This window comes from Paenibacillus sp. NRS-1781 (genome assembly GCF_050467745.1).
Taxonomy (GTDB): Bacteria; Bacillota; Bacilli; order Paenibacillales; family Paenibacillaceae; genus Paenibacillus; species Paenibacillus terrae_A.
The window spans coordinates 1-25,480 of the sequence record NZ_JBITPI010000022.1; the positions used below are offsets into that span (position 1 = coordinate 1).

Consider the following 25,480-nt stretch of genomic DNA (forward strand, 5'->3'; position numbering starts at 1 on the left):
TTCATATTACAATCCGTCATATATAAAATCCTAATATATTTGCTAGCGAAACTTCATCTTTCAGTCGTAGTTTCTTGTTATGCGTTATAAAGAAAATAGACTGCTAATTGTTAAATTTTAAGAATTTACATTGAGAGGGTGCATGTCGTACATTTACAGTGCAACTTATATAAATCTTTTGTATTAGAGTTAGGAGCAAAGAAGCTAGATCTATTGGATTATCAAATCAGAAAGGCAAGAGCCAAAAGTTATAATAACATTAACAACGCGAAAAAATGTCGTTTTTTGTCGTCATTAATTGATTTCTTTGAAAAGAAGAAAATGTAAAGAAGTTTGAAAGTTATTCAAGAATAGCTACCCCATCAGCACTATTAGCATAGCAACGAGCCGACTAAAGCATTGCTTCACACCAAAATCAGTAGCATTAATTTAACTAAGAAAAATGAGGCATTACAACGGAATATTCTACACAAAAATGAAAAACGCAATTCTTCTTTCTATTATTTACCCCCCTTCTCCTTCCATGTATGAAAACTATAGCACTTACATTTATGCATGCAAATGCTATGGTTTTCAGCTTAATCAAGATCTAAAATCATGTTATAAGGGGGTCAATGATATGAATAAAAAAGAGTTGATAGCAAATGCCCAAGCTAAGAATATACCAATAACAGAGAGCAAATTGAACCGATATATCAACTTGGGTTTGTTATACTCTGATACAAAAGGGAGAGGCCGAGCCAAAGGAACTCTATCGCACTTTACTGAGGAGTCCTTGGACATTTTAAAGGAGATTCAAAATTTGAAGGGGATAAATCAAAAACACATTATATTCACACTGTTTTGGCGAGGGTACAATATTTCATGGCATAAACTAAAGGATGCGGTTTATAATTTTGCACTTGAAATTGAGGATAAGTTCACCGAGGTCAATAACAAGACTAAAGATCCAGAATTTGCAGACTACATTTTGAATGAGATGATTGAAGAATCTGTACCCAAGAAAAAACCAGGGCGGCCTTCAAATCAAGATCTTAAAGAATTAAAACAACAACAGGAGGCAGAGAAAGAATCTTTCCGAAATATCCTCAGTCTTGTACAACTGTTAGCAGCAGGTAGTAGTATGACATGTCAGGGACTAAAGCTCTTCTCTAGACCTAATCCAAATGTTACAACTCAAACTATTGCTGATGCCGATATGTTCTTGGACTGGTTAAATTTACGAACGATAAAAGAGTCCATACAACGTTCAGAAAAAGATGACTATGACAACATTCTAGAAATTATCCATTGCATTCAACAATACTGGAATGAAATTGAGGCTGTAAGCGAAAGTCCCACCGTTAACTCTGTTTTAAAGGAAATAGTACATCAGGTTAATAGGTTTTATCCAGGTGGCTTCACTTTCAGGAATGTAACACTAATTCGCTATCTCATATTAGCTATGCTTGCTTTTGGAAAACACCAGATGATACTTGAATTTTTAAAATCGGATCAGACCAAAACGCTGTTTAACCAGTTAGTTAATCTTCCATTTGAAAAGAATAAACAAAAAAACGAGGTGAAAAACAATGAGAAAAATAGGTATTGCATTGGGTAATGGAGTAGCCTTCGGGTTGCCCGTAATTATTGTTTACATTATCCTTATATTGGCACTGATAGGCTTGTACACAATTTATTCTACGTACCGGGATAATATTTAAAAGTTATATTATGTTAAATTATTGAAGTGATAGCTAAGAGTCAATAGTATGACGACGGTAATATGGTTGCTCTTAAACGGATAAAAACTGGAATAAATAGTTATAAAGAAGTCTGCATTTTTCTTCGTAAATATGTATTAGTACTACTCACCGTAAAGCAATAAAACGTCTTTCCTCTTTCCCTTTTCCATTCCAAAAAAAGCGATGATACCGACGAAAGCGTCAAACTACGCCAAAGTCAGTATCGTCGCTAGTCACTCAGATAAAACAAGACGATAACATCTACTACCCAGCGTTAATTGCCCCAACGTATTCCAATTTCCCCAAAGGAAGTCTCGCTTTCATTCAATCCCTCAGGATCACTCGTTCCAATCGCTTCAATTTCTTTCTTGGTTAATATTATGTCATTACTTAAATCTTTAATCTTTCTCGTGTATATTGATTTAAGAAGATCAACTTGTTCATCCGTCATCTCATAATAATCTCGCCAAGATTCAACCGCTGAATCATATTCCATTAACTGTATTTCTAAAAGATAGCCTCCATTTAAAACGATCCTTACTACATTATCTACAGAGATCGTGTTATCTTGATCTCCCCAAAAAGCTGTTGTAATGGAAGGGATGGATATACCATCTTCCCCTTCTTCCAGCAGATACTCCAAAGTTTCGTTTCTCGCTAGCTCCAAGACTCCATTGGGTGCTCCTTCAAAAAAATCAATAGCAGCTGTAATATCAGAACGAGTAACATTGTCATTTCGGAATGCTGCAACACAATACTTTTCACTGAATGTAATTGTTGCTCTCCCACCTGTTCCGTCAATAACACCGTAGTTCATTCCATCCCAAGAATGTTCATAGGACAGTTCAGGGTAATGGGCCACCATAATTGCGTGCGCAATAGATGAAAGTATACATCCCTTCCAAAGATCGTGTTTATTCCATCCTTTAGTTATCATTTTAGGCTTCATTATGGTCTCCACTTTTAGGTTTAGAAAATGTATTTATTTTTATATAAACTGTATTCTCCTCATTCCTAGGCAATCCCTACAGTAAGAAAAAAGGGGTATACTCTGTCCGTGCTTTTGACTAACCCAGACCGTAGTATCAATGTGAAAACAGCCCCTAAGGCCGTTTCTGGACGTTTGAACGTCCTTCTTTTGCCATTAGGGGCTTTAGATTTTAGGTATTGGTTCTTGCAATCACATTGTTAAGCTTTAAACCCTGTTTTATTTCAACTTTCACTTTTCAGTGTCCTCTTCTAATGAATAAATCCTTTTAACTGTATTATCCTCGTTAAAGATATAAATTCTTCCACAATTAGTGCAGTGCCACACTTCATTTTTGGGATCAGGTATCGAAAGGGGATCAATTAAATCCCCCATGTTTATAATATCATCCCATTCCTTATCAGTATAAACATGAAGTTGAACGTCGTTGGGAGCCTCTACTGTAGATAAATATTCTCCACATTTGCACAATAATCTAGCCATATTAACCTTCCCCCTAGTTCGTAATTTTCCCTTCATTTGTCCATATTTCCACTTTTCCTGGAATCTGCCTATCTGTATAAGTCCCTTTAGCTCGATCAATAATTTGCTTCGCTTGTTCTTTTGTAAGCCCTGCTTCTCTAGCATCAATTATGACTTTTTCCGCATGTTGCTTAAATCCATCCTTTATTCTCCCAACTCCAGTATTAACATTAGGATTTTGCAAAGATTTAAGTTCAGTCAAAACCCCATCTACTTTGAAATCAGGCGTTTTTTCTCCATGTATTGTAGACTCTGGAATCCTTTCAACCTTTCTCCCTTCTTCTATTAAATCATTTGCTACTTTTTTCTCTGCTGGTTTTAACTCATTTATGTTCCCAACGAATTCACCTTTGGTTGGCTTAGCATTACCCGCCCCCTTAGTTCCGGGCGGCTTCTCGTTTGGTTTGCTCGGTTTCTGTGAGGCAGGTGTTCCTTCGCTCTTGCCTGACTTTGCACTGGAAGGTTTAGACGGCGTTGAGCTATTGGGACTTGGCCCCTCGCTTTTAGACATTCGATACAGATCCTTAGCACTTTGAACACTATTGGATGCTCCGGTATACGTTACCCCTGCCCCATGTGCTCCCAAAAGGGCAGATTGTACTATGACACCCACACCTACAGGTGCGCCTACTCCTGTAGCCGTTACCAAACCACCAAAGAATCCTTCTGCCACTGCTCCAGTCATCTCTACGGCTCCGGCTACAGTTGTCAAGGTATGTCCGATCACTTCACCTGTTTTACGCGCCATCGGATGATCGGAGGCGTATTCCTTTTTCATTATTCCAAATGAATAATCTTCTACAACTGCTGCTCCTGCTCCTAATACAACTTCTCCACTCACATCTGCGATATACTCCAACTCGTTCCCCATCTGCTTCGCCATAATGGCTTCGTTTTTTGCATTCTGGAGCTGGCCTGCGGCCATAAGATCCCACCACGACTGAGATTTCTCTTCTTCCTTTGGCTTTGCTTGTTGAGCCATGTAACTCTCGTAGTTCGCCCTCCAGCGTTGTCTCAACTCGGCGGGAATCTGCTGATAGGCATGAGCCATAGCATTCGATTCTTTCAGCAAGTTTTGAACGAGCTCTAGGGGACCACCGGAATGCGCCACATGACGCGCACTCGTGTATACTTTGCCTAAAATCCACTTGCTATAATAGGCTTGTTTCGCTTGCTCATGCTCGTACTGACTAATCAATCCTTGAAGCGCCAAACCTGCCAAATGTTTTAACGGATGGACACCCGCTTCTTTAGACGCTCCCAAGGTAGGCGTTCCTTTGCTCCGAACAGGGATTGCTGCGGATACTTGTAAAACCGTTGCCGCCACTTTACCTGCTAGTCCACCCGATGTATTCAACATCACATTGGCCACTTTCCCGACTACTGGAATGGAGCCTAATAACTTGGATACCGTACCTAGCAGTGCATTGGCCTGTTGAAGCGCCGCTGGACTTGTAACCTTTGCCGTAGGAGTAGGAGTTGTACTGCTGGAAGAAGCGTTGGCTGCTGCCGATTGGGCTGCCTCATACGCCTTAATATTCATCAACGGCGGCTCGGGTACAGGAGGGAGGTCAGCTACGAAAACAGGAGCCTTCACCGTACCTTCCTGATAAATGATCGGGGCTTGGGTATCCGTCTCACCATCCAGCACCATACTGCTGGCCCCACCTTTTAAGTATAGTGCAGTTCCAGCTTCAAGTGATAGTTCCTGACCTGCATCCAGCTTTACATGACCGCCCTGAATCTGTACATTCCCCGGACTGTTGACGGTGATCCCCGTATCCTCATGTAGTGTAATCGAAAACCCATCGGAAGTGGACAGGGTCAGCTCCTGCTCAGACATTTCTACGCCGCTACCTTGTACGTGTTTCCATACCTTCACATCTGGCTGTCCATTGGCGTGGCGATGTTGTCGCAAGGAATCGGTCACATAGGCTTCCTGTTCACAGTGTGTAGGTAAATACAACTCCACTTGTTCCCCAACTTCAGGCATGTCGTACCAGCCGCTATGTTCTTCCGCGACATAACGGGTGGCTACGGGAAACCAACAAGCTTTAGCTGGGTCTTGCTTCGGATCAATTTCCAGTTGAAGTTGTACCAAATCCTGTTGTACTTTCAACACCGTTCCCGTGAGTGAAATCCCGATAGCTTGATCATTTTCATACCGAGCATACTGAATATCCTGTTCGGCTTGGAGATCATAACGAGTTTGGAGTAAACCGTCCTTTAACTCTGTCACTGCCCTCACAACGACCAGCTCTTTGCCTTGTCCGATGGGTAACGTAATCAAGTCACCCAGCGCATAGTATTGCAGATTTTCAATCGTATAGGTGACATAAGCGCCAGCACGTTCCCCTGGTTTTCCTGTATCTAACTCATGAAACGTTTTTCGTACCCTGTAAAATACATCTCGTTCCACCTTGTACCGCTTGCCTTCTGGCATTCCAAAGAAAATCTTAGGTGATGCAGCCGTGATCTCCGGTACAAGTACCAAACCAAATCGAGAGACAAGACGCTTTAAAAAGGCCCAATCGGTTTCTTCATATTGTAAAACAAAAGTACCTAATTTAGCATAATTAGTCACCGTATCAATGGCATCTCCATACATGTACTTCCGAACCATTGTAGTGACTAGATCATCATAAGTACGGTGAATATCCTGATAGGAGCGCCTTTTCGTTTTGATATCCATTTGATAGGAATGCGAGGCCGCCTCCAGTTCAAAAGTGTATACTCCCCGTATGCAGTGCACAGACATGCGTGTAATTAACCCATGAAATAAACGTCTAAGCGACTGCCCTTGCTCATCTAACTGACGTATAACAATCGGTTCCTGCTCCATGTCCTGTCCAATACACGCGGCTCCCTGTTCTTCCGACAGCATGCCGCTCACATATAGGAATACATGATCGTTAACGGCCCTGGTAATTCGCAATTGTTCCATATGCTGAGGTTGAAAAGGACCGTATAAGCGTAGACTTTCATACCCTATTCCTTTTTGCAGTACGTCCAAATGCTTTCATATCTCCTTCCTAGCGGCACAAGGCATGTTCGCCAACTACCTTGTGTTTACATGTGTTCGTAGCTACCACAAAATTCAAATTGCGAGTTTAAGAGGTTATTTTTAACAGCAAACCATTCTTATGTATGTATCGGATAGAATAAAGATTTTGTTTACAGAAAGACCCATCCATTCTGTTATTTTGAATAATTCTAGATAATGAATGAATATATGAAGTACCCCAGAACCATCATCCTCTTTGAACCTCAAAAAGCGACGATACCGAAGAAAGCGTCACTCTACGCCAACGTGGTATTGTCGCTATTCTTTTCTATAGAATCGGGGCTAATGCCTTGTCATCATTCAACTTTACTAAAAGGGGAATCTCCCCCTAAAAACATCTTACTTCAACTACCTTATTGTATTTATCAACTGCAAACTGAATTTTTTGGCATAATGTACCTAGAAATCTAAGAGCCAGCCTATCCTTTAATGTTTCATTGAATGCCCAATCATTTACATGAACCGCAAAACTATCCCCATTCACTAGATGTGTTTTTTGCAGAAATATAGCGAAATTAGCTAGTTTTGTATCCGCATCAAGTCTATTTATCTTTTCTAGATCAACTGTAAACCAATTAAGATTACTTATTTCTATGGGAAGATTATTATCATTAAAATGATCCCCAAACATATCATAGGCAACTGGATTAATGTCATTGTCAATACTATTTATAATATTTACAGTACTTTCTTTTATAGACATCAAATTCACTTCAGTAACTATTTTCGAGTATGTTATTATCCGTACATCATTAAAATGCGGAACAATCTGACTCATTACAACCTCATAACATTCATTAGAATGGATGGGGATTTGAAGAAAGGCATTCTTCCCCATAGATAGAGCACTTAAACAGTAGTACTGAGCAACGAATGAAATATCATTGATTGATTCCGTAAAGGCAATTCGGTTAATATCCATCTCCTCAATATTCCTTAACGTCACCAAAGTATCTATTCGACTAGCCTCATTGTACCAGTTCATTAAAGTATCCTCCTTGAACGAGTTCAGACGATAGCACCTATTGTACTATCGTCAGAACTAAAGCCTAATTAATAGTTACTGAACCTGTCGCAAATACGGGAGTGATTGTTGCCCAGCCATCATGAGTAAGAATTTTCCCTTCTAAATATGGATATTATGTATATTACAAACTTGATTACACACAAAATCTTCCCTGGGCCAAAAACTATAAAATAGATCACACACAGTAATTAACACTCCACACCAAAAGACCTTCCTTAGTAAGTGACGTCAGACAGAATACTAAGATTGTAGATATTATAAAAATGGATAAACTATTATCAGACAGCCCGGTGCTTCATGGCTACGATAGTGCTCATTATAGAAGTTGTATAATAGCATACTTCGTTTACTCATTTACATGAATCTTCAAAGCATACTCTGCGGTTCTATCATTAGCCCATGTTGAATAAACAAAAATAATATGATCACCTCTTGTTTCCGGGACAACTATTTTTTTATCTTTCACATCAATTTTTTTAAAATCCTTTTCATTTAAAATTTCATTAGCAGTTACTTCTTTTGGTTCAGAATCGAATACAAGATTTATAGTTGCACCTTTAGATACAGTAACAGCAGGCTTTGGTTGCATGACTTCCCAAGGGCTACCGTACTGAGTCTTCGCACCCCATAAATAGGAAACTAAAACAGTTGGGATTTCCGTATCATCAGACTTTGCGGTCATGCTTGGCAAGGGAGTACTCTTAAAAAGACCACAGCCACTCACTATAAATAAAAAAATAAGTATAGGTAAAACTTTGCGCATTATAAATCCCCTTTCTTATACTAAAGTATAATGGAGACAGTTGATGCGTCTCTGTCTCCATTTTGATTGTATGCTAATTACCGTAAGATTACCATCTCGCCAGCTCTTATTTTCGCGATAACCCTGTTTTGCAAGTCACCATCAGATACAAAAAATTGGCTGTCAGTTAAAACATTCCAGCAGTCTCTTCCTTTCTGATTGTTATGTAAGTCCATATTGGTGTGTTGTCTTCCAGTGAATCCATCAGGAAAAACTTTACTAAAGTAGGCAGCATCTTTATCCTCGTGTGCCGTTGCCATCGCCTGAGCCCAATCTTTGCTGATATATTTACACATTAGAGCGTTCCAAACAGCATGCCGAAAAGCATCTGAAACATCCCCCGAACCACTTCTACCATAATTATTTTTAGTGTACTGGTACGCTTTGTCACGAGCAGATTTAGTGAGGGCGGCATTTACTGGACTGGAAACAGTTAGCGCTTTTTCTGAAGGAGTCAATGATGTCCAGATCTCATATGTTTCATCATAACTTACTGTGAATTTATTCAAATCATCAAAGTGTTGCACAACCTGCTCATTACTTAGTGAAGGATTTTCTTTTTTGAATTCTTCAATGCTTTGGTAGAATGAAATGGCCTCCATATCCTTAGGTAAATCTTTATATAGTTCATCTGTCAGAAAATTCTCAAACGAGATTTCCTTGTTAGAAGAGACTTCGTTTGAAGTAACCCCCTCCTGTTGACCAACTTGATTTACAGAAGAAGCCGTAGCATAAATAGGTGTTACCATACTTACAGAAGCTAATAATGAAATAATTGCGATTCCTTTTTTCACAATAAAATCCTCCTATAGATTATTTTTCTTACAATACGTACATTATCATATATTTTACTATAAATAAACATATATTTTGTAAAAAATATCAAATATGAAAACTTATTGATATGGATTATTATGGTATTTGTATAATGGAAATTACTCAATTACCGTTTTTTTTAGAGATGCAGCATCTATTTGAGCTCTAAAAAGCGATGATCATTGAAACCATCACACATTAACACACTTTTTTAAAATAGATAGGGTAATATAACTACTAGTTTACTTAATAAACAATAAAGAATTGAATGTATAATATTTCCCTTACAGCCGCACCAGTAGGATCATTTTCTAGTTCATACAAAACCGTATTGATACTAAAGGAAAATAAATATTATTACTTTGAAAGGCCCTCTACTGCTGTGGTCTTATCTTCCTCTAGGAGGTTTATCCATGCATATCATCCAAACCCAGCAAGACATCGACTTACTGCAACATTCCCCCCTTCCCCCCACATTCTTAAAACACATCCAGGAATACTTCGCTCAGCTTCGCGACTCATTCCATGACAAAGATGATCCGTATTTCTCCCTCCAGCCTTACGGCCCCATCATCATCCTGGAAACAGGGGATAACCTACACGATCTTAACCTCGTAGGTTTTAGAGGAGAGGACGACGGACTTTTCGGTAGTTGCCCTGAATACGTCGAGTTGTACGACCTCGGCAACACTCAAATCTACAAAATCGCCATCATGAACACCAACGACCACATCATCACTCTGTTTACACAAGTCGGAATTCATCACAAGGAGGCCGAACAATGGCTAAAAGAACAAGCAGAAGTTTAAAGGCAAATGAGGAAAACATACTGAACAAGCTAAAAGAGGTCATTGAATACAACGGGGATATTATCAATGATTCAGAATCGTACGGAAATACCTGGATCATGGCGGTGTCACTTAGATCATTCATCCACAATCAAAAACAGTTTCTACCCGCCTGTTTGGAAGAGCATGAAGTGCTCCATTCCGAACAGGCCTTTTTTGTGCGTGTGATCATCAGAACAACTGATCAGAGTGGAACAAACAGATACGTGGATGGTACGAATCTGTTTGTGACGATAGACCAGGATACTGGAATTGTAGATATTGTAAAAGAGGATGAAGCACTGTCAGATAGCCCTGTATTTCATGGCGGTGAAATTGCAGATGCCTTACGTTGGGTGAATGAGTTAGCCGATCCTTGTTACATCGCGCTAGAAGATCCGTTCCTTACACCGGAACAACGCATTTTGTTCATGCAGAGTGCAAAAGAAGATGATCCCTTCTCCTTGTAAATAATCTTACCAACCAAAAAACGACAGTACGGGCATGTGAATGTCCATACTGTCGCTATTTTCATGTAGAAATGGAGCGAAAGCCATGTCAACGTTAACCTTCACGGAAAAAGAAAAACGCGCCCTCGTTGCTCTCATTCAAGAACAGATAGATACACATCTCTCACGCTTCCCATATGCCAGATATCCTGTATATCCTTTGGAAGAATGGAAGCGTCTTTTGTGTGATCCAGCTACTGTGACGCCAACGATTTTAAAGCAAATACTTGGTTGGACATTCGGAGGCTGGCAGCGGAAAGATATGCCCTCTGCACAAAGTAGTGTAGTTAAAAGCATCATCAAGCTGTGGCCGGAGTTCACAGAAAAGATGCCACCAGAATCCACTGGCATCCTTCAATTTTGGGAAGAGCGGCTGACAGACTGGACAAATGGATTTCAGGCTGTTTCCTTCCTTTTACACCTCATGCGTCCTGACGAATACGAAATCACAGACTCCCATCGCCTTCAAGCGATGTACGAATTGCTTCAAACGATCAATCACCAGGAAAACGACCGTAGTTTGTCACGTTCGTTACTTGACCTTGAAAACTACTCCAGCTTCTTCCGCGCCATTTTACCCAAGCTTCCCTTTGGCGAACACAACCGCATACAACTCGACCGCTTTCTAAAAGCCTACGGCAATCGTCATGCTTACAAAAATGTAGACAGCAGCTACACCACCAGCGAGCCTCACATCTGGCAATTTTCTTGGAGTGACGTCAAAACAGAACACTATGACCTGGAGAAAATCACTTTACGCTCCAATGCAGACGTCCTGTTTGCTTGCCTACTCTCATTGTTGGACGAGCAGCCAGAGGTGGGGCAAAAACTTACCATTGGACAAGTCGTTGAGCTGCTCCCTATGGGTACTGGAGGCATTTGTAATCCCGCCAGCTTTAAATACGCGCTCATTTCCTTGTTTGGTAAACAGAAAGGAAGGGATTACTTCACTACAGGGGATTCCTCAATCCAACAGGCTTTTACAGACCAAGCCAACCAATCAACTCGTGACATGAAGTTCTACAGTAAACACGATAGCGAACAAATAAAGGTTAATCCGAAATATTTAAAATGAATATAATCTTGGAAAAAGGAATCTGTACAAATCGTTTTGAGGAAACAATTAAATTCCTTCAAGTAGTACGTCAATCATTTTTAATACTTTTTTCTGTTCTGAAACCGAGCATCCTCGCAATCTGTTCACTACTAATTCCAAAGTGGTGATCTCTTGGTTTCCTTCTTTGCTTGTAGGCTCAATATAGCGAAAAAATTCACTTAAGGAGACTTCAAGGGCATCTGTCAATTTGGATAACATTTCAATTGAGCAAACCTTCTCTGCTCTTTCCAATTTACCAATATAGCTTTCATTTATACGCGCCAAATGTGCCAGTTCTTCCTGACTCAAGCCACGTTCCTTACGATAATGACGTATGCCTTCTCCAACTTTTTTCATTACTATGCTCACAGTTATCACCCTAAGCCAAACATAAGTGAGGTCATAAAACTGACCAAGGGACTTTAGGGGTTTATTACTTATAATAGTCTCTATAGTGACTTTTTATGGTACAATAGGACCAATTACTTAGGTTTTATTTTCCACCTATTCAATTGGACTATCCAAAGGAGGTTAGGACGTTGTCACACTAAATGCACGATGTGACTCTTTAAACAATAAGAAAGGATGCAAACAGACTTTATGAACTCTATACAAAGAAACGCTGGCCCTTATTTACGTTCAGCAACTTTTCTGTTTCTGTGTATGTTACTACTATTCCTTATCTTGTTAACAGGTTGTTCGAAAGAGGAAAAGAACGAGGAGGATAAAGCTTATTACGATGTTACCTTGATCATCAACAGAGAAGGAGCCTGGGGTGGCGCTTTTCTTGACTATTCGATTTACTTGGATGATGAAGAAATATCAAGTGTTTCTAATGGCTCCACTAAACAATATGTCCTCTCACTTGCAGAAGGAAAACATACTATTTATCTGAAGTGGGGAATAGTTTCCAGTGACAAAATTGACTTTACTGTGAGCAAGGAATCACTCGGATTTTTCTTTTCTGCCAAAACTAAAAGTACATGGGGAATCGACCTTTGGAGAAATGACTAAGCACCTAACAATATGTAGCCGCTATTAAGTTAACTTGAAAATCCTTTACTTTAAAAAGCGTCAAATTACTAATTCTACTCGCTAAATACTAAAAAGGATGGTTCGTACACAATGGAAGATTTCATACTCATCGGAGCGCTCATTCTCGGCTTTATTATTTTTCGAATCATGAATCGAATCTTCACGATTGGATATTGGGGATTCAAAGGAGTTTTAATGTTTTACGGGGGTTGCTGTGTCGCTGCTTACATCATCCTCATGGCAGGTGCTGCTCTCTTTTCAAACTATTACGTTTGGATCATTGCGGTGATTGTAGTCGCACTCATTTTTTGGCTGGTGAAACGGAACCGTGTAAAAAAAGAGCAAGATAACGTTTCAGAGTCTGAACGCAATAATAACAATCAATACTAACTAACATTAATTTTATTCAGACCGTCCTCTTTAGGTCGGTCTTTTCAACTTGCACATCTAACCTGGTCCTATGTCTTTGTTTATTTAACCACATAGGACCAAAATAAAGGCTTAGTCAGTACTATTTATTAATTTCTGAAGGCGTTCCTTCATTCTAGTTCTCCTTGTACTATTTTTCACGACTACTTGCAACATATTTTCTCCGGGTATACACCCCAATACGCTACTCGGATATTTTTCCTCAATCATTTTACCTAGCAAAGCTGCCGATCCAGGCTTTGTTTGAACATAAAAGCTAACATGATTTTTAGGTACATCCACAATAAGGCCCTTCCAAAGTGTTTTATAAAAAGCCTCACTTTCTCGCTCTTCTTCACTCTGCCCCGTGTAATAACCATCTTCTTTAGTAATACCCAGGTTTTGTAACTCCCTACTAAGAGTAGCCTGAGATATTTTAATTTTTTTTTCAGATGCCAGTTTGTCTTTCAATTCTGTTTGGGTCTGGATTTTATTATTGTTAATAATGTCTTCAATTGCTTCCTCGATTTTCGTTTTCATAGTGCACCTCAAATTTTTTTATTTGAAATAAATAAGTATAATGGTAGATTATGCATGGATATTTTGGATTCTAAATCCAGTAAGTGAATGCTTTTATGGGTTTTTATGGGCTTTCAAGCAACAAAAATGCTTTTAAAATACTGAATAACATTCATAGCCCCGAAACCGTTGTCCTACCTGGGAAAATTCTCAGGAAACTCTTCTCCTCTCTATCCTTCCTTTTTATATATTCATAATACGAATAAAATACTTTATTTTCAAGAATAACTATGAATATTTTTTCTGGAAATCGGAAATTCCATATCCCTTCATTTACGAATATCCCTTGATTAACAGCCCCTTTACAAGCAAAAATCCTTGTTATATGATCACTTGGCAGCTCTTTGAAAGTTGAATATTACTTGATTATTATATTACGATATCAACTTCGAAATATTATCACGCATCATTTTTACTTTCCCTAATGCGTGGGAGCATGGAGTGGATAAATGACAGAAAGGTAAACAAGGAAAACCAGTAGATTGTTTGTATTTCCTTATCTCTGGTTGCTATGTTCACCAGATAAGTTTACATCCCGCCCTACATGTTCCGCCTTTGCAGGAAAGTCTTTTGAGAAGTAGAGCAACACTGATGCGTATTTTCACTTACTTTGAGGAGGAAACAGTATGAACACTGCAAAAGGTCAGAACCAATACGCTCAGGAAATTCGAAAGTACTTTTACAAATACGCTGACATGGGCTTGCCTGTCATTCCGCTTTGCCCTCACGATCACGAAGGAATGTCTGAAAGACATAAAGTAACGTGCAGTCACCCTGGAAAAGCCCCTTTTTTCAAGGGATGGCAAGAGGCTGTACCACCATCCAAAGCCAAAATTGACTGTTGGCTATCCAAATATAAGTCATGTAACATCGGATTGGTGCTAGGTGGAGACAGTGGCATCATCGGCATTGACGTAGATGGAGAGAAGGGTTTTGACATCCTAGAGCGCCTTTCCCAAGGGAATGTACCTTCTACATGGCAATTTAGTACCCCAGGCGGAGGAATGAGGTACTTGTACAAAATCCCTGAGGGATCGTCGTTCACTGGTTGGGTAGAGCGACACCCGACGGAGTCACATTGCGAAGTAAACGTGTTGGGAAGTGGACGTCAGACCGTTCTTCCCCCATCCATTCATACAAACGGAGGTCAATACCAATGGATCATCGAACCCTAAAGGCCAGTGCATTGCTGGCAGAAGCACCTTCTTGGATTTTTCAATGTCCTACCCGGGTGCCGACCAACAAAAACACGTTTGCATCTGTACAAACCAACGTACAAGGGAGCCTGAAAACCTTGCACGATCGTTGCCCCCGTTTTACCCAGGACTACGCTACCCAGCAACAACAGGGCCTGGATGAAGAAACCTGGTTTAAGTGGGTACAGTTACTCTCAGAGGAATTAGCCTTGGAGTTTTCGGCGCTTTCGGATAAACACGACACACATAGTCAGAATCGCATTCGTCAATTACAACTGAACAAGAAGCCGCCTACGCGCTGCCGCACGTTTGGCTGTGATGAACAACAAATCGCCACTTGCTTTCAACACCGTGTACGTAAAAATGAGGAGGGAATCATCGTGAATAGTCCTGCTAAAATGTTAAGCCAACCTAAAACCAAAAAAAGTACTCGTGCTAATCCCTACATGTCCGAAACGACCAAACTGAAGTCTGTGCACAATATGGGTCCGAAAGACGTTGGCTTTACCTTAGATAATAACAATAAGCCAACACGTTTAAACCCTAACCTGTTTTCAGAATTCATCCATCGTCATTACCTCAAAACTATTTTTGTAGCTCCTGAGCAACGCTACTATGTTTACAAATCTGGGGTGTGGCAGGATCAACTCCCAGATGTACTAAAAAGGAATGCACGAAAAATTCTTCACACTTGGGCTCCTCATTTCTGGCGTTCTAAAATCGAAGCGGAGTACATGACTGCCTTGACACGTGATTGCACACTGGAACATTCAATGGACAGCGAGCGCGATTATATTAACCTGAGAAACGGGATGCTTGACCTACGCAACTTCAAGTTAGAGGAGCATGATCCTACGTTCTATTCCAGTGTACAGGTTCCCATTGACTATGAACCTGAAGCTCCCTGTCCGAATTTTGAAGCCTTTTTGAAGGACATTTTTGATCACGACCAGGAACGTATTGACCTCATTGCAGAAATCTTTGGCTACTGTCTTACCACATCCACCCAAGCTGAACAAGTCTTTCTTTTTTACGGAAAAGGGTCTAACGGGAAGTCCGTGCTCGTTCATGTGCTAAAAAGCCTGATTGGAGAACGTAATACATCGGCTCTCTCTTTAAATGACCTAGAAAAACCTTTTGCCCGTTCCGAGATGATCAACAAACTGGTCAATATTACGACGGAAAATGAAGTTGGCAGTAAAGGGATTGAAACAAGCTACCTAAAGGCCATTGCTTCCGGTGATCCCGTTCGTATTGAAGAAAAATTTAAACAAGGGTACATGCAGGAACTATTTTGTAAGCTTATTTTCGCAACAAACAACCTGCCCTACTCCAAGGATAAAAGCTACGGACTAATCCGTAAAATGACCATGGTTCCCTTTGAAAAAACGTATACGGACGCTCAGAAAGATCCGGATTTGAAAGTAAAACTGATGAAGGAAGGCTCAGGTATTTTGAACTTTGCGTTAGAAGGATTGAAGCGTTTACGTAAACACTCATACCTTTTTACAAAGTCGAAAAAGGTACAGCAACTGGCTAACCAGTACAGCCAAATGATTAATCCAATTCAAGTGTTTGTTGAGGATATGATTGAGACTAAACCTGAGAGTAAGCTGCTTAACAAGGATTTAAAAGCTGGTTTTTTAAGCTGGTGTCAGCGTGAAGGCCATAACGGTCTGTCCAACATCAGTAATCAGCAACTGACGGGTAAAGTGAAAGAAGTTTTGAAGGAGCAAGGAATTGTATTTGAAACGGATAAGTCTGGCGGGGAACGCTTAATCAGAGGCATTTGCCTGAAAACCGCCCCTAAGCCTTCTTGGATGAATAGCACTCAGATCCAAGTCGTTGATAACATTGAAGACTTGGATTAAACGGTAGCAAGAGGCATTGTGGGGCAGTCAGGGGCGAGGATGTGACAGATACATCGAAGGTACGCCACATCTCAATTCCTTGCCTGGTAAGGGATTTGGAAAAAGAGGGGCGCTTGTGGCTTCTTTTTCCTCCCCCTGACAAATTTTTTAATCCTTCAATATCTAAAAATAAAAAGAGTAGTTTCCCAGAAAAAGGGTCACAAACGCCACGACACCTAAAAAAGCCAGCCCTGCAAAGAAAAAGGCTAGTGGCACAGGCTTTCACAAACGTCCCTTTCGGGTCGCTCTAGCGCCACCACCTGAACAGGTAATTCGTTTCAACTCCTCTTTCAAACAGACATTATATCTTTGTAGTCCTGACCACAAGACTACATCACAACCTGTTTGAAGGAGGAACACCATGAAACAAACCGCTAAACGTGTACAGGTACTGCACTTGCACACCATTCGAGAAAAATCCCTGCTCTTTGCAGATCGGGTGGTTCACAGGCCCGAGGATACCGTTTGCCTTTTCCGGGAGTTCATCGGGGACTGTGATCGGGAGGCCTTTTGTGTCCTAACCCTGAACACCAAGAACCAGCCCATGGCCTTACAGTTGGTTTCACTGGGTACACTCAGCTCGTCCTTGTTACACCCGAGGGAGACGTTTAAACTAGCAGTGCTGTCCAACGCTGCGTCCATCATTGCCTGTCATAATCATCCTTCTGGCAAGCCAGATCCTTCTACGGAAGATCTGGACATGACCAAGCGGCTTCAACAAAGCGGTGTTATTTTAGGCATTGAACTGCTGGATCACATCATTTTGGGCGATGACTCGTTTGTCAGCCTCAAGCAAAGGGGGCTCATGTAATGAATCAAGCCATACTCACGTTGATCGTCGCTGCTGCTCAGTTGGCATTCGAGATCATCGCCCAATCTAAAAAAAGATAAGTAAAGGGGTTTTTGTCCTCATGCCAAGACATTATTTAACTCGTATTTCCAGACACAAGCTAAAGCAGTTCTGTACAGATCCCGATGCTTCATCCTGGATGTCCGCCGATCAGGTACGGGAAACGACAACTTCATACTACCAACCCGCTGTTGAAATGCTAGATATCATTTTAAAGCGAAAACGATAGGCTCACAGTTACGTTCCTGAAGATACCTGAGCGGTAGACTTTTCAGAACGCAAACACATTCACACACTTTAATGATTTAACGCTTTTATGTATTTCATATTTCTGTGGCCTCTCCTTTTACAGAGGGGCTGCTTTTTCCCTCAGATTCACCTTCTTTTATAAATTCATCACCATCATCATTCGCCTACATCGAAAGGGGTAACTATACTAATGACCATTCAACGCGCCGTAGCTTACGCTCGCTTTTCCAGTGATAATCAACGGGATGAATCCATTGACGCTCAGGTTCGAGCCATTGAAGCCTACTGCAAACAAAAAGGCTTTGAACTCGTTAAAATCTATATCGACCGCGCCAAAAGTGCGACCTCCGACAAACGACCACAGTTTCAGCAGATGATTGCCGACAGTGAAAATGGCCTTTTTGATGTGCTCATCGTTCATAAGCTGGATCGTTTTAGCCGGGATAAATACGACAGTGCTAAATACAAACGCAAACTGAAATTGAACGGTATTAAACTGTACAGCGTCACCGAAAACCTAGATGGCTCTCCCGAAAGTATCATTATGGAAACTTTGCTGGAAGGTATGGCTGAGTACTATTCCAAAAACTTGGCCCGTGAGGTCATGAAGGGAATGAAAGAAACAGCATACCAATGTAAACATACAGGCGGCTTACCTCCCATCGGCTATGCTGTAGATCCTGAACAAAAAAGTACATCATTAATGAAGAGGAACGCGGCATCGTCGAAACTGTTTTTTCTATGTTCCTCGCTGGTCACGGGTACAATCAGATCATTCGGGAACTGACGGAGCAAAGTTACAAATCCCGTTACGGTAAACCCATCAGCAAAGGCACCTTGGGTACGATTCTTCGCAATGAAAAGTACACAGGCACCTACATCTTCAACCTCACTGACAGCAAGGATGCGGCTGGTAAGCGAAACGGCAATCGACATAAAAATAGTGAAGATGTAATTCGTGTCGAAGGTGGTATGCCACAACTTGTAACCAAGGAAGATTTTCAGAAGGCACAGGATAAGATGAATCAAAACAAGCGCCAGCCTGGCGCTTACAAGGCAAAAGAAATGTACCTGCTTAGTGGACTCATTGTTTGTGGGGAATGTTTAAAAAAGGTAGGTATTCAGTATGCCATGATGGGCAATACCAAGTACAGCGGCAGAAGCAAGCTGAAATATGTTACTTACCGTTGCGGCAACCGTGACCGAACAAAGGCATGTAAAAATCCTGAGCTGCGCCGGGAGTACATTGAAGCCTATGTGCTGGCCCAGCTTCAGGAGAAGATTTTTAATGATGAAGCGATTCCTGTCCTGGCCAAACAGCTTAATGAGTACCAGAAGTCCAAGCAAACGAGCGTCAAAGCCGATCAACAACGCCTGATCAAGAGTCTGGAAGGTGTAGAGCGCCAGATTGATAACATTGTAAATGCAGTGGCTGGCGGTCTTAACAACCCTGCCATTCTTGAAAAGTTGTCCTCATTGGAACAGCAAAAAATTGAGCTAGAAACGAAACTTCTTGAGGCTCAGCAAGTAAAAGAAAAAGCAGCCATCACAGAGGATGCTCTGCGACAACTGCTTTCTGGCTTTCAGGACCACATCACCAGCCGGAACCTTCCTGAGATCAAGAAGTTCATCGGCAGCTATGTAGAAAAGGTGATCGTCTACAAGGAACACGTAGAAGTCATCTTTAAGCTACAAGTTGTGGATTTGATCGATGGAGGCGAGGGGAGTCGAACCCCTGTCCGAAGATAACGACACATAAGCTTCTACGGGTGTAGTGACAGTTTTGATGTCACCCTAGGAACTCCCTGTCACCGGATTCCCTTCGGGTCAGCCTGATTATCTTCTTCAGCTCACCGCAGGCGGAGATGAGACAGCGTATTCCACTATTTGTTAGCCCCTATCCCAGTCACATGGACGATGCTGGGTAGAAGCACGCACACAGTTTCTTAGGCTGCGAAAGCGTAGTTGTTTTGTTGTTTGCCGTTTAATAGGCTTTAGCGTTGATGAAGCGGACGCGTCCCCACTACCCGCTACCCATGCTCGAACTATCCCCGTCGAATCCATAAACGCCCCCTTATTATAAAAGGGCTCCACGGATAAAACCGGAAATACCGGAGCATAAGCATGCATGATACTATATCGGAAGCTGAATCCTGAGATTCAGCAGTCGAACAAACTCAGAAGTACAAAAACATGAAAACTTACTACTTCATTAGTATACCATATTACACTTTATAACGAAACGGAATAAGCCAGTTAAGCTCTTTAAAATAGCACCATTACAGGAACAAGTAGCTTATTCACGTAATTTGTACCATGCCTAATAATTCAATGAACGACGAAGCAGTTTCTAAAAAACAAGCTCCAGCCTAATCATACGCTTGCTTCACTTCATCTACCGACTCCAAGCTACGCTAATTATCTCGCAATTTTCTGCTTCTCACGCAAAACGCGTTGGATATCACGCTGTGCATCACGTTTGGCCGCAGCATCTCGTTTGTCGTACTGCTTTTTACCTCTACCGAGTCCAAGTAACAGCTTGGCATAGCCGTTACGAACATAAATCTTTAACGGCACAATCGTGTAGCCTTCCTGTTTGGATAGACCAATAAGCTTGCGAATCTGCTCTTTGTGCAGCAGCAGCTTACGTGTGCGTGTCGGATCGGTCGGATTATTACGATTGCCTTGTTCAAAAGGACTAATATGCATGTTGTGGATGTGAATTTCAGCATTACGAATGGTTGCAAATGCATCACTGATATTAGAGCGACCATTGCGCAAAGACTTAATTTCCGTTCCCGTTAACACCATGCCCGCCTCGTAGGTATCCTCAATAAAATAGTCATGGGAAGCTTTTTTGTTCTGGGCGAGCACTTTCCCGTCTGCCTTCTTACCCATGAATACCACTCCTTGTTCCTAATGTAATCTATTCCGTAAAAAGAAAACTCCAGCCCGCTCACTACATAACTGCAAAGGAGCGGCCTAGAACTATATTGTAACAAAATCCAGACGGTAAAAGCAAGAAAGGTCAAGTCTTTAAAACGAAGCGGCCTCCGTCCAAAACATCAGACAGAAACCGCCGTAATCTAAGCCAAAGACCAGCTTAATACACTGATTCCAGAGATTCATCTATCTAACAAGCAAGCTACCGCCACTTACTTCTTCTTTTTCCGGACAAACCCAGCGGTGCTATTACCGCCACCACCACTGCCTTTGCTCTTCCGCTTACGACGTGCAGCGCCGTCACCGCTTGGGCTGGCATCACTGCCTGGTGTAGCTGCTCCACCGATAAAAATACCGCTGGCTGACGTCTTCTTCTTACGTTTACCCGCACTTGATGCTGGCGAGTTGTAACCGCCCTTGCCGCTGCCAAAACCGAAACCGCTGGCTGAGCCCGCTCCTGCTCCGTTTCCGCCGCTACGGCCCGTACGGCCCGCGGTACTAATACCTCCGCCGCCTACGCCTGAACCAGCTTCTTTGGGCTTCACAGCGGCATCACGACCGCCTTTACGCTCTCTGCCAGCCTTGTCCTTGCCGCTCTTACGGTCGCGCCCCTCATGGGGCTTTCCTTTACCTCGGCCCTCACCGCCACGCGCAAAGCCAGCGCCTGTCTTTGAACCACCCGTGCGTTCACGGCGTTGCTGCTGCTTCATATCGACGAGTTCAAAATCAATCGTGTAATCTTCCATATTCACGCGCGCTACGCGAACCTTAACCTCATCTCCGATGCGGAACACCTTGGAGGTACGTTCACCGAGCAACGCCATATGCTGCTCGTCAAAATGATAATAATCGTCCGTAAGCGCACTCAGACGTGTCAGGCCTTCCACCGTATTGTCCAGCTCAATGAACATACCAAAGCTGGTTACGCTGCTGATGATCCCCTCGAATTCTTCGCCGACCTTGTCCAGCATGTATTCAGCCTTTTTCATTTGCTCCGTATCACGCTCTGCATCCACAGCCACACGTTCCCGCTCGGAAGATTGCTGCGCAATATCTGGCATCCGTGCAGTCAAATACTCCTGACGCTCGGCCGTTAAAGCCCCGCCATTCTCCAATACCTCACGAATGACACGATGAATCACCAAGTCAGGATAACGACGAATCGGCGATGTAAAATGAGAATAATACTCCGCAGCCAGTCCAAAATGTCCTGTCGACTCCGCATCGTACTTTGCCTGCTTCATCGAACGTAGCATCATGGTGCTAAGCACCGTCTGCTCCTTCGTGCCCTGAATGTCTTCCAGCAACGTTTGTAGCGCACGCGGGTGAATAGAATTCCCCCGACCTTTGATCTGGTGTCCAAAATTGGCAGCAAAAGCCATAAAGTTTTGCAACTTTTCTGGGTCCGGGTCCTCATGAATCCGATACAGGAACGGCACTTTGAGCCAGTGAAAATGCTCGGCTACCGTCTCATTGGCTGCCAGCATGAACTCTTCAATGATCTGCTCGGCAATGGTGCGCTCTCTTTTAACGATATCCACAGCCTTGCCTTCATCATTCACAATCACTTTTGCTTCATCAAAATCAAAATCAACCGCACCCCGGCGCATCCGGTTAGCTCGCAGTTTCAAAGCCAGTTCCTTCATCGTACGGAAGTCTTCCACCAGCTCCTTATACCGTTCCATCAGTTCAGCATCTTCCTCTTCGAGGATTTTGCGAACGTTGGTGTATGTCATTCGTTCCTTCGTTTTAATGACACTGGTGAAGACATCATGTTTTACAACCTTCATATGCTCATTGAATTCCATCTCGCAGGACAAAGTCAGCCGATCCACCTGTGGATTCAAAGAACAAATCCCGTTCGAAAGCCGATGCGGAAGCATAGGAATAACACGGTCCACCAAGTACACGCTACAGCCGCGGTTATACGCCTCCTGATCCAGCTTGGAGCTCTCACGCACATAATATCCTACGTCGGCAATATGAACGCCCAGACGGTAGTTGCCGTTCGGCAGACGCTCTACATTAACCGCATCATCCAGATCCTTGGCATCCTCGCCATCAATCGTAACAATCGTTTTATCGCGCAGATCGCGCCGCCTTTGACGTACAATTTCCTCTTCGGTAATCGCATCGGGGGCCTTTTCCGCTTCCTCTGTCACTTCATCGGGAAAAGCTTCAGGGAGTTGATGCTTGCGAATGACCGACAAAATATCGACGCCCGGATCATCCTTGTGACCCAGCACCTCCAACACTTCGCCTTCCGCCGCAGCTCGTCCTTCCGGATAGCTCACAATGCGCACAACGACTTTTTGACCGTTCACGGCTCCGTTGGAGCTGGCTTTTGGAATGAAAATATCCCGGTTAATGCGCTTATCATCCGGCAAAACAAAACCGTATGCTTCGTGGCTCTGGAACACGCCTACCACCTGTAGCACTGCGCGCTTCACGATCCGCACGACTTCGCCTTCCAAACGGCCACCCGAAGGTCCCTTCGACGTTACTCTTACCAGTACCGTGTCTCCATTCATTGCACTCTTCAAGTCATTAGCATGAATGTACACATCCGGGTGCTCCCGGTCTTCCGGGATCAGAAAAGCAAATCCCTTGGCATGAGCCTGCAAACGTCCGCGTTGCAAATCCATCCGTTCCGGCACACCATAGCGGTTCGTCCGAGTCAGCAGAATTTTTCCGTCTTCCTCCAGCGCGTTCAAAAGCTTAAGAAATTCGCGAAAATCCGCCGCGTCCTTAATTTCAAAATGCTGCTCAAGCTCCTGGTAAGTCATAGGTTTGTATGCGGTCTCGCGCATAAAATCAAGTAATTGTTGCTCTGTTATCATAATATCGTCCACCTCGGGTGACCTTTAATTTTCAGTAATAATCCGCATGTTCCTTGTTCCTGATACAAGGCTCTTCATATACTCATACCCTAGTATACACGAATTTAATCGACGGCATCCCTGCCTGTCTAAAATCCAAAAAAGCCCCCGTTTCCCGTGAAACGAAGGCTTAAGGTTATTATTTAGCTTATTTTGCAAAAAATGCAACCAAAACGGAAACGATCATAAAGCCCGCACCCAAAACAGCAGTCACGCGCTGTAAAATCAAATCCATACCGCGAGCTTTTGTCTTGCCGAACAGATGCTCAGCACCGCCAGAGATGGCACCGGACAAACCTGCACTTTTCCCCTTTTGCAGTAAAACAACCGCAATAACAGCAATAGAGAACACAACGAGCAGCACTTTCAAAAAGATTTCCATGAAAAATCCCACCTCCTGAGCTAATACATCCGTTTTGCAAAACAACACAGCCTCTTTTATGAAAACATGATCATATCATGTTATGAATAGCCGGAAATTAACGCAAAACACTATTTTTATTCTACCACAGCTTCCAGTAGATAACAACCAGCTATACCGAGCCACTTCATTAAGTCTTGCAAAAGAGTATAACTGACATCACATAAGAAAAAACAAAAAAACAGACCTGCTCACGTTAGCGAACAGATCTGTTTTGTAATTACGTAAAAGGCTTCGAGCACTCAGACTCCGTGTTCTTGAATCACAGCCGCCTGACCACCGTCAGCATTTTGGTGTAATATTATTTTTTCAGGTTGTAGAAAGATTTCAGGCCGTGGTATTGAGCCAGTTCACCCAGTTGGTCCTCAATGCGGAGCAATTGGTTGTACTTCGCGATACGGTCAGTACGGGAAGGCGCACCTGTTTTAATTTGGCCTGCATTTGTTGCAACAGCGATATCAGCAATTGTGCTGTCTTCGGATTCACCGGAACGGTGAGAGATTACAGCTGTGTATCCTGCACGTTTAGCCAACTCGATAGCGTCGAATGTTTCAGTTAGCGTACCGATTTGGTTTACTTTGATCAGGATGGAGTTACCGATGTTTTCTTCGATACCTTTACCCAGACGCTCTGTGTTAGTTACGAACAGGTCGTCACCAACCAATTGGATTTTGTTGCCCAGTTTTTCAGTGAGCAATTTCCAACCTTCCCAGTCATCTTCGGAGCAACCATCTTCGATGGTGATGATTGGATATTTATCAACCCAAGAAGCAAGCAGGTCAACGAATTCAGCAGAAGTGAAGGATTTCCCTTCGCCTTCCAGTGTGTATTTTCCATCTTTGTAGAACTCAGTGGAAGCAACGTCCATACCGAGGAATACGTCAACGCCTGGTTTGTAACCAGCTTTTTCGATCGCTTCGATAATAGTGGACAGAGCTTCTTCGTTGGATTTGAAGTTAGGAGCAAAACCGCCTTCATCGCCAACAGCTGTGTTCAAACCTTTAGAGTTCAGTACGGATTTCAGGTTGTGGAAGATTTCTGCACCAACACGCAGAGCTTCTTTGAAAGTAGGAGCTCCTACAGGCAGAACCATGAACTCTTGTACGTCAACGTTGTTGTCGGCATGTGCGCCACCGTTAACGATGTTCATCATTGGTACTGGCAATTGTTTAGCATTGAATCCGCCCAGGTAAGTGTACAATGGCAGACCCAGAGCTTCAGCAGCAGCGCGAGCTACAGCCATGGATACAGCCAGAATCGCGTTTGCACCCAGTTTACCTTTGTTGTGTGTTCCGTCAAGTTTGATCATCAATGTGTCAATTTCCACTTGGTTTACAGCATCCAGGCCGATCACTTCAGGAGCGATGATTTCGTTTACGTTTTTAACAGCTTGCAGAACGCCTTTACCCAGGTAACGGGACTTGTCGTTATCGCGAAGCTCTACAGCTTCGTGAGCGCCAGTAGAGGCACCGGAAGGAACGATGGCACTACCGATAGCACCGGATTCCAGATATACTTCCACTTCAACAGTTGGGTTACCACGAGAATCGAGGACTTCGCGAGCGTACACGTCAGAAATAATAGTCATTTGTACTTAATCTCCTTTGTCGATCATGATTTATTGGTCAAGCCTAT

At 42.6% G+C, this 25,480-nt stretch carries 24 protein-coding genes and 1 other RNA gene; 12 read left to right on the plus strand and 13 right to left on the minus strand.

Going from position 1 to position 25,480, the window contains the following annotated elements; all coding sequences use genetic code 11:
* Positions 1 to 619 precede the first annotated feature (619 nt).
* Positions 620 to 1,600: a hypothetical protein gene (locus ACIFO6_RS08205; protein WP_430039869.1), complete on the plus strand. Its 981-nt coding sequence runs from the start codon at positions 620 to 622 to the stop codon at positions 1,598 to 1,600.
* A gap of 398 nt (positions 1,601 to 1,998) precedes the next feature.
* On the opposite strand, the gene ACIFO6_RS08210 is transcribed toward ACIFO6_RS08205, so the two are convergent.
* From ACIFO6_RS08210 to ACIFO6_RS08235, 6 genes are all read right to left on the minus strand, one after another.
* The gene (locus ACIFO6_RS08210) at positions 1,999 to 2,673 is read right to left on the minus strand and encodes a hypothetical protein (RefSeq protein ID WP_430039871.1); all 675 of its coding nucleotides are present in this window, start codon (positions 2,671 to 2,673) and stop codon (positions 1,999 to 2,001) included.
* 270 nt (positions 2,674 to 2,943) lie between these two features.
* On the minus strand, positions 2,944 to 3,195 hold the full coding sequence (locus ACIFO6_RS08215; protein ID WP_430039873.1) for a hypothetical protein: 252 nt from the start codon (positions 3,193 to 3,195) through the stop codon (positions 2,944 to 2,946).
* A 13-nt stretch (positions 3,196 to 3,208) separates the two neighbouring features.
* The gene (locus tag ACIFO6_RS08220; protein WP_430039875.1) at positions 3,209 to 6,247 is read right to left on the minus strand and encodes a contractile injection system protein, VgrG/Pvc8 family; all 3,039 of its coding nucleotides are present in this window, start codon (positions 6,245 to 6,247) and stop codon (positions 3,209 to 3,211) included.
* A 379-nt stretch (positions 6,248 to 6,626) separates the two neighbouring features.
* Positions 6,627 to 7,283 carry a hypothetical protein gene (locus tag ACIFO6_RS08225; RefSeq protein ID WP_430039877.1) on the minus strand — a complete coding sequence of 219 codons (657 nt, stop codon included), beginning with the start codon at positions 7,281 to 7,283 and terminating at the stop codon, positions 6,627 to 6,629.
* A 388-nt stretch (positions 7,284 to 7,671) separates the two neighbouring features.
* Complete coding sequence (locus ACIFO6_RS08230; protein WP_430039879.1) at positions 7,672 to 8,088, minus strand: hypothetical protein; 417 nt, start codon at positions 8,086 to 8,088, stop codon at positions 7,672 to 7,674.
* 77 nt (positions 8,089 to 8,165) lie between these two features.
* The gene (locus tag ACIFO6_RS08235) at positions 8,166 to 8,921 is read right to left on the minus strand and encodes a DUF6973 domain-containing protein (RefSeq protein WP_430039881.1); all 756 of its coding nucleotides are present in this window, start codon (positions 8,919 to 8,921) and stop codon (positions 8,166 to 8,168) included.
* Positions 8,922 to 9,356: 435 nt separating this feature from the next.
* On the opposite strand from ACIFO6_RS08235, the gene ACIFO6_RS08240 reads away from it, so the two are divergent.
* The 3 genes from ACIFO6_RS08240 to ACIFO6_RS08250 all read left to right on the plus strand — a co-directional run bounded on the left by ACIFO6_RS08240 (position 9,357) and on the right by ACIFO6_RS08250 (position 11,354).
* On the plus strand, positions 9,357 to 9,752 hold the full coding sequence (locus ACIFO6_RS08240) for a hypothetical protein (protein ID WP_430039883.1): 396 nt from the start codon (positions 9,357 to 9,359) through the stop codon (positions 9,750 to 9,752).
* Complete coding sequence (locus tag ACIFO6_RS08245; protein ID WP_430039885.1) at positions 9,725 to 10,240, plus strand: hypothetical protein; 516 nt, start codon at positions 9,725 to 9,727, stop codon at positions 10,238 to 10,240. Before ACIFO6_RS08240 ends, ACIFO6_RS08245 begins: the two co-directional genes overlap by 28 nt.
* A gap of 85 nt (positions 10,241 to 10,325) precedes the next feature.
* Positions 10,326 to 11,354: a hypothetical protein gene (locus tag ACIFO6_RS08250; RefSeq protein WP_430039887.1), complete on the plus strand. Its 1,029-nt coding sequence runs from the start codon at positions 10,326 to 10,328 to the stop codon at positions 11,352 to 11,354.
* Positions 11,355 to 11,402: 48 nt separating this feature from the next.
* On the opposite strand, the gene ACIFO6_RS08255 is transcribed toward ACIFO6_RS08250, so the two are convergent.
* Positions 11,403 to 11,732, minus strand: coding sequence for a helix-turn-helix domain-containing protein (locus ACIFO6_RS08255; RefSeq protein WP_430039889.1), 330 nt, complete (start codon positions 11,730 to 11,732; stop codon positions 11,403 to 11,405).
* A gap of 228 nt (positions 11,733 to 11,960) precedes the next feature.
* Here ACIFO6_RS08255 and ACIFO6_RS08260 point away from each other — a divergent pair, with 228 nt between their 5' ends.
* Positions 11,961 to 12,389, plus strand: coding sequence for a hypothetical protein (locus ACIFO6_RS08260; protein WP_430039891.1), 429 nt, complete (start codon positions 11,961 to 11,963; stop codon positions 12,387 to 12,389).
* A gap of 111 nt (positions 12,390 to 12,500) precedes the next feature.
* Positions 12,501 to 12,800, plus strand: a complete 300-nt coding sequence (locus ACIFO6_RS08265; RefSeq protein WP_430039893.1) for a hypothetical protein — start codon at positions 12,501 to 12,503, stop codon at positions 12,798 to 12,800.
* A 111-nt stretch (positions 12,801 to 12,911) separates the two neighbouring features.
* On the opposite strand, the gene ACIFO6_RS08270 is transcribed toward ACIFO6_RS08265, so the two are convergent.
* A complete protein-coding gene (locus tag ACIFO6_RS08270) occupies positions 12,912 to 13,358 on the minus strand; it encodes a hypothetical protein (protein WP_340959779.1) in 447 nt (148 codons plus the stop codon).
* Between the two features lie 665 nt (positions 13,359 to 14,023).
* On the opposite strand from ACIFO6_RS08270, the gene ACIFO6_RS08275 reads away from it, so the two are divergent.
* From ACIFO6_RS08275 to ACIFO6_RS08300, 6 genes are all read left to right on the plus strand, one after another.
* Positions 14,024 to 14,572 (plus strand): bifunctional DNA primase/polymerase, encoded by a 549-nt coding sequence (locus tag ACIFO6_RS08275; RefSeq protein ID WP_430039894.1) that lies wholly within the window; start codon positions 14,024 to 14,026, stop codon positions 14,570 to 14,572.
* Entirely contained in the window at positions 14,554 to 16,464 is a 1,911-nt protein-coding gene (locus ACIFO6_RS08280) for a DNA primase family protein (RefSeq protein WP_430039896.1), read from the plus strand. The genes ACIFO6_RS08275 and ACIFO6_RS08280 overlap by 19 nt, the downstream gene beginning before the upstream one ends.
* Positions 16,465 to 16,864: 400 nt before the next feature.
* Positions 16,865 to 17,314, plus strand: coding sequence for a JAB domain-containing protein (locus ACIFO6_RS08285; protein WP_430039898.1), 450 nt, complete (start codon positions 16,865 to 16,867; stop codon positions 17,312 to 17,314).
* A gap of 100 nt (positions 17,315 to 17,414) precedes the next feature.
* On the plus strand, positions 17,415 to 17,582 hold the full coding sequence (locus ACIFO6_RS08290; protein ID WP_192512699.1) for a hypothetical protein: 168 nt from the start codon (positions 17,415 to 17,417) through the stop codon (positions 17,580 to 17,582).
* A 210-nt stretch (positions 17,583 to 17,792) separates the two neighbouring features.
* Entirely contained in the window at positions 17,793 to 18,389 is a 597-nt protein-coding gene (locus ACIFO6_RS08295) for a recombinase family protein (protein WP_430039900.1), read from the plus strand.
* Positions 18,344 to 19,351 (plus strand): recombinase family protein, encoded by a 1,008-nt coding sequence (locus tag ACIFO6_RS08300; protein ID WP_430039902.1) that lies wholly within the window; start codon positions 18,344 to 18,346, stop codon positions 19,349 to 19,351. The genes ACIFO6_RS08295 and ACIFO6_RS08300 overlap by 46 nt, the downstream gene beginning before the upstream one ends.
* On the opposite strand, the gene ssrA is transcribed toward ACIFO6_RS08300, so the two are convergent.
* From ssrA to eno, 5 genes are all read right to left on the minus strand, one after another.
* Positions 19,312 to 19,676: a transfer-messenger RNA gene (gene ssrA / locus ACIFO6_RS08305) on the minus strand. The genes ACIFO6_RS08300 and ssrA overlap by 40 nt on opposite strands.
* 344 nt (positions 19,677 to 20,020) lie before the next feature.
* Positions 20,021 to 20,500: an SsrA-binding protein SmpB gene (smpB, locus tag ACIFO6_RS08310; protein WP_134911630.1), complete on the minus strand. Its 480-nt coding sequence runs from the start codon at positions 20,498 to 20,500 to the stop codon at positions 20,021 to 20,023.
* Positions 20,501 to 20,757: 257 nt separating this feature from the next.
* Entirely contained in the window at positions 20,758 to 23,385 is a 2,628-nt protein-coding gene (gene rnr, locus ACIFO6_RS08315; RefSeq protein ID WP_430039903.1) for a ribonuclease R, read from the minus strand.
* A gap of 187 nt (positions 23,386 to 23,572) precedes the next feature.
* A complete protein-coding gene (secG, locus tag ACIFO6_RS08320; protein ID WP_043922593.1) occupies positions 23,573 to 23,806 on the minus strand; it encodes a preprotein translocase subunit SecG in 234 nt (77 codons plus the stop codon).
* Positions 23,807 to 24,146: 340 nt separating this feature from the next.
* The gene (gene eno, locus ACIFO6_RS08325; protein WP_134911632.1) at positions 24,147 to 25,433 is read right to left on the minus strand and encodes a phosphopyruvate hydratase; all 1,287 of its coding nucleotides are present in this window, start codon (positions 25,431 to 25,433) and stop codon (positions 24,147 to 24,149) included.
* Positions 25,434 to 25,480 lie beyond the last annotated feature (47 nt).